Source organism: Nocardia sp. NPDC004582 (assembly GCF_053602115.1).
Map to the genome: position 1 here is coordinate 111,538 of NZ_JBSGCY010000005.1, position 9,781 is coordinate 121,318.

Here is a 9,781-nt window from a genome sequence, read left to right on the forward strand (position 1 = left end):
TTCAGCGCAGGGCGACGAGCTCGTGCAGCGTGGTACCGGATTCGCGGTAGGGCGCGGCGCCGGTGTGGACCGTCAGTTCGAAGGTGGATCGGAACCGGAAGTAGGCCGGGTGGCCGATCAGCCGGTGCAGCAGGGGGCGCAGGGCCCGCGATCGGACGATCGGGACATCGTCGAAGAGGTCGTGAGCGTGAATGACCGTGCCGACGGTGAGCCGTAGGTCCAGCTGGTCCGGCACACGCAACTCGATCCATTCCGGATAGTCACGCCCGGCGATCGGGTCGTGGCGTTTCGGCCCCTCGGTGAGCAGCGCTTCGCCCGTGGACAACACGATTTCGTCCTTGCGGGCGAGCATCAGCGGCGCGATGGCGTGCGAGCCCTGCCCGGGCTGGGTGAGCACCTGCGCGTACAACAGCGAGTAGTCGTCGGTATAGAGGCGGCCCCAATGCCAGCGGTCGATGATGCGTTTCATATCGCCGACGCCCCAGTTGTGGTCGGCGTAGCCGCGGCCGGTCACCGCCGACCGTTTCCCGTCGATTTCCAGCGTGCCGTGCACTCGTGCACGCGGTGCACCGACCATCCACCCGAAGCTCTCACCACCGCCGAAGCGGGTTTCGCCCCGGCCCGGCATCCACGCGGGCGTCTCGTTCTCGAAGGTCAGCTCGAAGGCCAGGCCATCCTCGGCGAGGCGCACGTGATGCCTGGGCAGCCCGTCCGCGGTGAACTCCGACCAGGCCCGATTGTCGCCGATGCGCACATCGCACCGCTCGGCCGAAAAGCTGGTCGCCGCACGCGAATACCGCTTGGACCGCTGCAGCCGGTCGCCGTCGGGTGTGTAGACGATCAACTCGACCCAGGGCCGCGCCCACGGCAGGTCCTCCGGGCGGCGTTCGATGAGGAAGCCGACCACGACGTGGCCGCTGTCGAGTTGCGCGTCGAAGTACCAGTGCTCGAACGCCATTCGACTCGGCGATGGATGCGATCCGTTGTGGTGGGGTTCTACCGTCGTGAGGACGCCGTCCCGACGTCCCGGACCGTTCCAGACCTCGGTGATCCCGATATTCGTCACTGCCGATCCCCTTTTCAGCGCCGCAGGGCGCCGGTGGCGTCGAATTGCGCTTCCCGGCCCCGCATTTGGGCGCGATACCAGTTCTCGCGGTGGCGCACCAGGATCCGCTCGTGCAGCCGCGCGAACGGCGGACAGGTCCGCCGCGCCACTTCCATCGCCGTGATCAGCGGAAATCGCGCCACCGGCAGCAGAATCCACGGGAACACCGCGGGCATGCGGTAGCGGCGTCGGGTGCCGGGGGCCATGTACATCGCCGCGTAGACGGAGTTGATCCGGTAGCCGTAGGCGGCGCGCAAACGGTGCAGCCCATGCTGATCCGCACGCGGTGCGAACGCCGCCGGATACGATTCGATCAGCTCGGCGCCGTGGGTTCCGGCGTCGTGGGATCTGGCGACGATCGTCATGGCCAGCACCCGCAGGCCGTCGGCGATCGACTCCGGATACCACCGCACCCGGACGCCGAGCAGGTGTCCCAGGTAGCGCTGGAAGTGCAGGAGCGCACGGATTTCCGAGGGCGTCGTCTGGTAGCCCAGCAGCCACAGGCCCAGGGCGGGGGTGACGCTGCCGCCGAGCAGGGTCAGCAGCTGGTAGGTCTGGCTGATCGGCAACCCCCACCGCTGGGTGTCCCATTCCGGATGCCCGGCGACGCGGGCCCGCACCGATACGTGCATGACCCGCACCTTCATCGCGGTGGCGCGGCCCGCGGATCCGGGTGTGAACAGCGCACCCGGCTGGGAGACGTCGATCCAGAAGCGGCACGTCTCGAGGAAGCGCCGCAGCGCGCTGTCCCCGGCGTAGCCGCCGGCCAGCGAGAGCGGGGTGGCGACGGCGGCCTCGGTGTACATCTCCAGGGTCTCGGCCCCGGCGAAACTGAACAGCATGGTGCCCCACCGCCGCCAGATGGCCGCGCCCCGCTCGACCAGTTCCGGGTCCACCCAGTCGGGGCGAGTATCGAACTCGGCGAACAGTTCCCGCATGGCCGCGGGTGCGTCCGGCACCGCGTCGAGGCCCGAGGACAGGGCGGTGTCGAGCATGGCGCGCCCGGTCCGCGGCCCGGCCTCGCCGTGCATCACCTCGGCCACGAAGCGTTCGGCGACCGGGTCCCCGGTGAACAGGTCCTCGCACAATGCGCTCGCCTGCGCGTCGGTGGGGAACGGCCCGCCGCCGGTCATGGCGGTGAGGATGCGTTCGAAACGCTTGGCGGCGGGCGTGTTCCGGCCCTCCCAATAGCGGAAGGCGGTCGGGCAGCGCGCCGGAACGGACTGGTCAGCAGCGGGAGGCGAGGGAGTGTCCACCGGCATGGGGATCCTTTCGATCCGATCCTGAACGGATCACACCATACTCCGAAGTATGGAATCGGTACCCTGAAGTATGGAATTCGCCTTCTACGATCGAGGAGTGCAGACCTTGAACAGGCCCCGATGACGGCCGAGCCACCGCGCGCGGCCGCCACACCGCGCAGGTCCAGGAAAGCCGAAACGCGGCAACGCGATTCGGCGACCCCCACCGGCCGCCGTGCCCCACGGCTGTCCTACGAGGACTGGGTGGACGGCGCGCTCGCCCTGCTGGCCCGGGAAGGACCGGCCGCCCTGCGCATTCCGCGCCTGTGCACCGAGCTCGGGGTCACCAAGGGCAGCTTCTACTGGCATTTCGACGACATCGGGCGGCTCGAGGAAGCCATGGCCGAGCGTTGGATCACCACCCAGGGCCGGGTGATCGCCGATCTCGCCGCGGTCGGCTCGATTCCGGTGGAACAGCGCATCGAGGCGATGGGCGCGCTGCTGGTCGAACGCAACTGGCTGGTCGAGGCCACAGTGCGGGAGTGGTCACGCACCCGCCCGCAGGTCGCCGGCGCGGTGCGCGAACTGGACCGGAGCATCTTCCAGGTCATCCAATCCGCGCTGGCCGAACTCGGTTTCGACGCCGAAGCCGCCCGGCTGCGCGCGGGCGCGATGGTCTATCTCGGCATCGGTTTCATCCACGGCCATGACAGCCTGCCCACCCCGACCCCCGACCAGATCAACACGGTCCTGGCCCTGCTCACCGCACCCGAACGGAGCTGAGCACCACTGCCGCGAACGCGGCTTCCATCCCGTCGAGGTAGGCGGTGGAGCCCGCCAGCAGGCGGGTGCGGCCGGGCGGGTGCGGGGCGATGGCGGCGTCGATGTCGGCTTGCAGGCGCTCGTGGAATTCGCGGTGCAGGGCCAGCAGGTAGTTGGCGCGGGATCGGTCACCGCCGTGGGATTCGCCGACGCCCTCGACCACCCCGACCGCGTCGCCGGCCTCATCGTCTGGGGCAGCCTCGACCCGATCGCCCGTCTTCGCTACGGCCAACAAGCCCACCAGCGAATCCCCGGCTCCACCCTCCGCACCCTCCCCACCGGGCACCTCCCCTTCTCGTCCGCGCCGGCCGACTTTCTCGAAATCGTCCTCCCCTTCATCGAATCCGCCCTGACGCTGCGCGACGACGCCCGATAAATCCACTGGCCGGGGACGGCATCCGAGCCCTAGGTTCGCCTCGTGCCCGAACCCTCGAACACCGACTCCGACCCAACAACCGAACAGACTTGGGCGGAACCCGATTCGCTGCTCGGGCTGATCCAACGGGGACGCGGCGCTGCCCGTGCTGCCGCGGCGGCGGCACCGGAGGCGGCCGCGGAACACCTCATCGACTGCATTGTTCACGATCCGCGCTGGGACCATCAGGTCGAAGAACGCGATTGGCTCTATGCGACACTGGCCGCCGAGCTGGACATCGACCTGCGGCGCTTGCGTGCCGCGTGTGACGGCCCGCCTGATCCGACCGGAGATCCGGACGCATGGCTGGTCGTCGGCGTACTCGAGCGATTGGCCCGGCGCGGCGTCGCCGGCAGCGTGACCGAGTTGCGGGCCTATCTGCGCACACGTCGTGACATCGATCTGGCCGTCCGGGCACTCATCCCGTTCGTCGATGTTCCGGAGGCCGACGGACTATTCGATGAGCTGCTGGATGTCGCCGACGACGAACAACGCCGATTGCTTCTTCATCGACCGGAGCGGCGTAGCGAGTCGCCCGCGCCGATGCGCCCGCGCGCTTCCGGACTCGCCGCGCGAGACGCCGCCGATCGCAATCGGATTCTCCAGCTTGCCGCCGACCACGGACTCATCGCGCCGACCACTCGACCCGAGTGTCCCGACAGCGACTGGGAAACAATAGTTTTCGAGATCGCGGCCTACGCACTGGCCGACCAGTCCATCCCGCTCGGGATACGGATCGCCACCCGCAGACAAGTGCTGCGGCTGCGGTCGCCCAGTGCGCTCGCGTGGGCCCGAACGACGGCCGGACTCGAGTCCGAGCACAACCGCCTCGCGTTGAGCCTGCTCGCGGACCTGGCGGAACCGACGGATGCCGACGTTCTGCTCGCACACCTGGTGGCGTCCACCGCCGAGGGAAGCCAATTCATCTCGCAGCACTGCGATCTCGTTCAGGCACTCAGGCGGCTCGATCACCGGCCGGCCGTACCCGTGGTCGAAGCCATAGCCGACACCACCGTCTACTCCTACCTTCGTCAACGATGCGCTCTGCTGTTCGCCCGCCTGTCGGAGCAGTTCCCTCGGGGTCGAGCGATCGAGTACCTCGACGACTGCGAGTCCGAGACTCGCGGGATCGCGATCGCGACGGTGGATTTGTCGGTGCCCGGCGTGCGTGAACGGTTGACGCGAATAGCGGCCGACCCGACCGAAGAAGACGACAACCGCACAGCCGCCGCCGCGCGAATCGCCTAGCGACGATTCAGCGGCGGTCGGCGGTGAGAATGTGGCCGTCGGCTCGAAGGGAGCGGTGTTTGCCCTCGACTCCGGATTCCGCGGCGAGCGATTCGAGATCTCGGTCAGCTGTGACGGTGAAGCCGTGGGTGGCGAGGAGGGTGGCCAGGGCTTCGGGGGTCCAGGTGGAGCGTTGGGGCTCGCGGGCCATGGGATTGGGGCGGCCGGACACGGTGAGGATGAGTTGCATCGCCTTGCGGCCGTAATGGTAGGCGCGGTTGGGGGTGGGGTAGGTGATGAGCAGGCGGCTGGCCGGGGCGCTGCGCTGCGCGATCGCGGTGATCGTATCGGCGACTTGGGGTGGGGTCAGGTAGGGGACGACGCCTTCCCAGATCCAGGTGGTGGGGCGGGAACCGTCGTGGCCGGCGGTCGCCAGGGCGGCGGGGAGGGAGTCGGTGGCGAAGTCGACGGGGACGAAATGGACCTCGGCGAGGGGCTTGCGGTCGCCGAGGCGGTCACGTTTCTCCGCCTGCGAGGCGGGGTGGTCGACTTCGAAGACGGGGGTGCCGCGCAGTTCGGGCATTCGCCAGGCGCGGGCGTCCAAGCCCGCGCCGAGGATGACCAGTTGGGGGTTGGCGGCGGCGCGGACGGCGTCGTCGATGGCGATGGTGCGGACCGCGAGGACTTCGGCTGTGGCGGAGAGCAGTTCGTATTCCATGCGGGGACCGAACGAGGTGGGGACGGCGTCCGATCGGACGAGGTCCACCAGTTCGCGTTCGGGGGCGGTCAGTAGTTCGGTGGCGATCGGGTCGGAGAATCGGCCGATGCCCAATCTCCCGTCGGCGACGGCGCGGCCCTGGCACACCAGGATCGCGGTCCGGCTCGCTGCACGCTCGGTCACGAGGTCATTATCGGTCCCCGGGCCCCGCTGCGCCGGTCGAGGCCGCGATGCGCGGCGGCTGTCACCGTCATGGTGGCGTAGTCGATGGTGAAGCTGCCGCCCAGGGCGTCGATGGCCGCGCCGATGCCGGCGGTGACGGCCGCGAGCGTCTCCGGAGGGGCCTGGGTGAGCGCGCCGTGCGTCGGGATCTGGTCGAGCCATTCGGCGCGGGTGTAGGTGTGCTGCCAATCGAAACGCCACTGTTCGGGTTTGGTGAAGCCTCCCGAGGCGCGAATTCCGTCGGCCACCTTGGTCAATATCGTCTGATAGATCTCCAGCGCCGGGCGGTCGGCCACCAGGGAGGCGGGCGATTCGGGCAGGAATTCCCGATAGACGGCGGCGAACGCGGCGGTCACCGCGGGCGGCAGCTGCGGCACATGCCAGAACACCGCCAGCCGGCCGCCCGGACGCAGCGCCTCGGCTGCCCGCACCGCGCCCACGACGGGATCGACCCAGTGCCAGGCGGTTCCGGAGATGACCGCATCGAAACTGCGCCCGGCCCGATCCCATTGCTCGAACACGCCGATCTCGACCGCGATGCCGGTGCCGCGCGCGAAATCGGCCATGCGGATATCGGGTTCCACCCCGAGCACCGCGCATCCGGCGTCACGGAACTGGCGGGCCTCGATGCCGGTGCCGCACCCCACGTCGAGCACCTGCCGGCCCGGGGCGGCCGCCAGCACGGCCTCGATCAGCGCGGTGGGATAAGGCGGCCGGGTGCGGTCGTAGCGGGCGGCGTCGACGCCGAAGGATTCGGCCACCTGACGGTGTCGATGGGGACTCTGATCGGCGGATTCGGACTCTGCGGACGGTAGAGTGACCATGCGCCCACTCTAAGTGGGCGCTCGCCCACTCGGCAAGGGTCGTGGGCCGGATCGACACGAAGGAGAAGGTAGGTGCCCACCGGGGTCGCCATTCGCGACGCACGCGAGCAGTTGTTCGACGCCGCGGAGCGAATCCTGTCGCGCGAGGGTCCCAGTGGACTGACGAGCCGGGCGGTGACCGCCGAGGCGGGATGCGCGAAGGGTGTGCTGCACAAACATTTCGCCGACTTCGACGGATTCCTCGCCGAACTGGTCGAGGATCGCACCGCGCGGGTCGAACGGCTCGGCGCGGACCTGTGCGACAAGGCCGGGACCGGGGCCGTCACCAGTAATCTCACCGAGGCATTGACCGGCGTGTTCGAGACCGTCGCGGTGGCCATCGTCAGCCTGGTCTGCTATCGCGACGCGCTGCGGTCCCGGCTGCGCGAGAGCCGGCCGAACGGTATTCCAATCTTGTTCGAGGCGACCGAATCCCTTGCCGCATACCTGGCCGCGGAAGCCCGCATCGGCCGCATCGCCGCCGGTACCGATACTGAGCTGCTGGCCCGCACGCTGATCGGCTCGGGGCATCTGCTCTTCGCGGACCGCACCGCAACGCGGCCGGATAACGCTGCGGTGCACACCATGGTGCGAGCCACACTCGGCGGGGCCCTGACTCGATGAGCCGACGAGACGCCGACGGGTGAAAGTCTCACGGCGAGACCACCCTTGACACTCTCGCGCTATGACGGGAGTTTTGCTCCTGTAGTTCAGGTCACCCGCAGGAAAGGTCTCTTACCGCAGTGAGCAACGAGCACGCCACCTTGTCCCCCGCCGAGATCGTCAGCGCGATGTGCGCCGAATGGCTCACCGGCACACCCGAATCGATTGCCGAGTTCTTCACCGAGGACGCGGTCTACCACAACATTCCGATGGATCCGTTCGTCGGCAAGGCCGCGATTCTCGAGTTCCTGCGCGGATTCATCGGCGCGTTCGGCGGGATCGAGTTCTCGATCCATCACCAGGCCGTCACCGGGAATGTCGTGTTCAACGAGCGCACGGATCGATTCAGCCTGGGCGACAACAAGGTCGAGCTGCCGGTCACCGGCGTGTTCGAGGTGCGCGACGGGAAGATCGCGGCGTGGCGCGACTACTTCGACATGGCCCCGTTCGCGGCGATGCAGGCGGGCGCGTAGCGCTCAGAAGCTCTGCCAGGAGGGCTTGTTCGCGACGGCGAACCGGTAGTAGTCGACGGCCTTCAGATTCGCGGCGGCGGCCGGGTCGACGATGACGGTGACGTGCGGGTGCATCTGCAGGATCGAGGCCGGGCAGAACGCCGAGACCGGGCCCTCCACGGCGGCGGCGACCGCCTCGGCCTTGCCGTCGCCGGTGGCGATCATCAGCAGATGGCCCGCGTCGCTGATGGTTCCGAGGCCCTGGGTGAGCACGTGGGTGGGCACCTGCGCGAGGTCGTTCTCGAAGAAGCGGGCATTGTCCTCGCGGGTCTTCGGGGTCAGGGTCTTCACGCGGGTGCGCGAGCGCAGTGACGATCCGGGCTCGTTGAAGCCGAGGTGGCCGTTGGCGCCGATGCCGAGAATCTGCACCGAGATCGGGCCGTTCGCGGTGATCGCGCGCTCGTATTCGGCCGCGGCGGCGGGGATGTCGGCGGCATTGCCGTCGGGACTGTGCACGTCGGCGTCGGCGAAGTCGACGTGGGCGGTGAATTCGTCGCGAATGAACCGGCGGTAGGACTGCGGATGCCCGGGCGGCAGGCCGATGTACTCGTCCAGCAGGAACGCCCGCACCCCGGCGAAACTCAGCCCCTCCTCCCGGTACTGCCGGATCAGCTCCCGGTAGGCCCCCAACGGCGAGGACCCCGTGGCCAGACCGATGGCGCGGGCGCCGCGGCGCACGTGGTCGGCCATGATGCGGCCGGCCAGGACACCGGCCTCGGCGGCGTTGTCGGTGATCACGAGTTCCATATCGCTCCGTTCTTGTACACGGTCACGGGGTCCAGGTAGTGGTCGGTGACCAGCAGGTCGGCGCGCATCCCCGCGGACAGCGCGCCCACGTCACCGGCCAGGCCGAGCAGCCGGGCCGGGGTGGCGCAGGCGGCGGTCACGGCCGCGGTCAGGTCGACACCGGCCTGGAACACGGTGCGGCGCAGGACATCCGAGGCGGTGGCGGTGCCGCCGGCGATGGGTCCCGCGCCGTCGGGGTCGTAGAGGCGGGAGACGCCGTCCTTGACGACGACGTCCAGACTGCCCAGCTGATAGCGCCCGTCGGGCTGGCCCGCGGCGGCCATCGCGTCGGTGATGAGGGCCAGGTTCTCGGGGCCGATGGTGTCGAACACCATCCGCACGACCCCGTCGGCCAGATGCACGCCGTCACCGATCACCTCGGCTACCACGTCCCCGCGCCCGGCGGCGGCCATGGCGGCGGTGAGGAAGTTGGCGTCGCGGTGCGCCAGCTCGGGCATGGCATTGAACAGGTGGGTGATCGACACCCGCCGCCCGCGCCGCAGGGCGTGCACCGACCGCGCATAGTCGGCGACGGTGTGTCCCAGGGAGAGAATCACATTCGAGTCGGCGAGTACCGAGGCGACGGCATCGAAGTTGGCGGTTTCCGGGGCCACGGTCACCGACAGGATGCGGCCGCCCGCGTAGTCCAGCAGCCGTTCCAGCAGCGCCGGATCACCGGGCAGGATGCGGTCCGGGTCGTGGGCTCCACACCGGTGCTCGCTGATGAACGGACCTTCCAGGTGGATGCCGGCCAGCAGGCCCGCGTCCACGGCGGCGCCGAGCACGTCGATGCGGTCGCGCAGTTCGGCTTCGGTGGCCGACACCAGCGAGGCGACCAGGGTGGTGGTGCCGCGCCCACGGTGGAAACGGGCGGCGGCCGCCACGCCCTCGGCATCGGTTTCGGGGAAGCCGAACCCGCCGCCGCCGTGGCAGTGCACATCGATCAACCCCGGCAGGATGATCGGCGGCCGGTCGTCCGCCACCGGCAGCTCACCATCGAATTCCGCTGCCGGACCGACATAGTCGAGGCGCGGGCCGTCGAACGACACCACCCCGTCGGCGAGTTCGCCCACCTCGGTGAGTGTGACGACCCGGCCGCGCAGGGTGGTCCTCACCTATCCGCCCCCAGGGCGGCGCGCGCGGCCGATAAGGCGTCCGCGGCGGTGCGGGCCGACACCACCGCGGCGGCGGCGGCCGCGCACTGGGC

At 69.4% G+C, this 9,781-nt stretch carries 11 protein-coding genes; 4 read left to right on the plus strand and 7 right to left on the minus strand.

Annotation, left to right across the window (positions count from 1 at the left end; translation table 11 throughout):
* Position 1 precedes the first annotated feature (1 nt).
* Together ACWELJ_RS03085 and ACWELJ_RS03090 are read right to left on the minus strand one after the other, a co-directional pair.
* The gene (locus ACWELJ_RS03085; protein ID WP_452364513.1) at positions 2-958 is read right to left on the minus strand and encodes a lipocalin-like domain-containing protein; all 957 of its coding nucleotides are present in this window, start codon (positions 956-958) and stop codon (positions 2-4) included.
* Positions 959-1,080: 122 nt separating this feature from the next.
* On the minus strand, positions 1,081-2,367 hold the full coding sequence (locus ACWELJ_RS03090; RefSeq protein ID WP_452364514.1) for an oxygenase MpaB family protein: 1,287 nt from the start codon (positions 2,365-2,367) through the stop codon (positions 1,081-1,083).
* Positions 2,368-2,487: 120 nt separating this feature from the next.
* Between ACWELJ_RS03090 and ACWELJ_RS03095 the strand changes: the two genes are divergently transcribed.
* Positions 2,488-3,129: a TetR/AcrR family transcriptional regulator gene (locus ACWELJ_RS03095; RefSeq protein ID WP_452364515.1), complete on the plus strand. Its 642-nt coding sequence runs from the start codon at positions 2,488-2,490 to the stop codon at positions 3,127-3,129.
* On the opposite strand, the gene ACWELJ_RS03100 is transcribed toward ACWELJ_RS03095, so the two are convergent.
* Positions 3,107-3,409 carry a hypothetical protein gene (locus ACWELJ_RS03100; RefSeq protein WP_452364516.1) on the minus strand — a complete coding sequence of 101 codons (303 nt, stop codon included), beginning with the start codon at positions 3,407-3,409 and terminating at the stop codon, positions 3,107-3,109. The two genes, ACWELJ_RS03095 and ACWELJ_RS03100, sit on opposite strands and share 23 nt — an antisense overlap.
* A gap of 177 nt (positions 3,410-3,586) precedes the next feature.
* Between ACWELJ_RS03100 and ACWELJ_RS03105 the strand changes: the two genes are divergently transcribed.
* Positions 3,587-4,831, plus strand: coding sequence for a hypothetical protein (locus ACWELJ_RS03105; RefSeq protein ID WP_452364517.1), 1,245 nt, complete (start codon positions 3,587-3,589; stop codon positions 4,829-4,831).
* A 7-nt stretch (positions 4,832-4,838) separates the two neighbouring features.
* On the opposite strand, the gene ACWELJ_RS03110 is transcribed toward ACWELJ_RS03105, so the two are convergent.
* Both ACWELJ_RS03110 and ACWELJ_RS03115 read right to left on the minus strand, forming a co-directional pair.
* Positions 4,839-5,711: a class I SAM-dependent methyltransferase gene (locus ACWELJ_RS03110; RefSeq protein ID WP_452364518.1), complete on the minus strand. Its 873-nt coding sequence runs from the start codon at positions 5,709-5,711 to the stop codon at positions 4,839-4,841.
* Positions 5,708-6,574, minus strand: coding sequence for a class I SAM-dependent methyltransferase (locus ACWELJ_RS03115; RefSeq protein ID WP_452364519.1), 867 nt, complete (start codon positions 6,572-6,574; stop codon positions 5,708-5,710). Before ACWELJ_RS03115 ends, ACWELJ_RS03110 begins: the two co-directional genes overlap by 4 nt.
* Positions 6,575-6,646: 72 nt before the next feature.
* On the opposite strand from ACWELJ_RS03115, the gene ACWELJ_RS03120 reads away from it, so the two are divergent.
* Together ACWELJ_RS03120 and ACWELJ_RS03125 are read left to right on the plus strand one after the other, a co-directional pair.
* A complete protein-coding gene (locus ACWELJ_RS03120) occupies positions 6,647-7,237 on the plus strand; it encodes a TetR/AcrR family transcriptional regulator (RefSeq protein WP_452364520.1) in 591 nt (196 codons plus the stop codon).
* Between the two features lie 140 nt (positions 7,238-7,377).
* A complete protein-coding gene (locus ACWELJ_RS03125) occupies positions 7,378-7,749 on the plus strand; it encodes a limonene-1,2-epoxide hydrolase family protein (RefSeq protein WP_452364525.1) in 372 nt (123 codons plus the stop codon).
* A gap of 3 nt (positions 7,750-7,752) precedes the next feature.
* On the opposite strand, the gene nagB is transcribed toward ACWELJ_RS03125, so the two are convergent.
* Positions 7,753-8,535 carry a glucosamine-6-phosphate deaminase gene (gene nagB / locus ACWELJ_RS03130; RefSeq protein WP_452364521.1) on the minus strand — a complete coding sequence of 261 codons (783 nt, stop codon included), beginning with the start codon at positions 8,533-8,535 and terminating at the stop codon, positions 7,753-7,755.
* The gene (locus tag ACWELJ_RS03135; RefSeq protein ID WP_452364522.1) at positions 8,523-9,689 is read right to left on the minus strand and encodes an N-acetylglucosamine-6-phosphate deacetylase; all 1,167 of its coding nucleotides are present in this window, start codon (positions 9,687-9,689) and stop codon (positions 8,523-8,525) included. Before ACWELJ_RS03135 ends, nagB begins: the two co-directional genes overlap by 13 nt.
* Between the last annotated feature and the right edge of the window lie 92 nt (positions 9,690-9,781).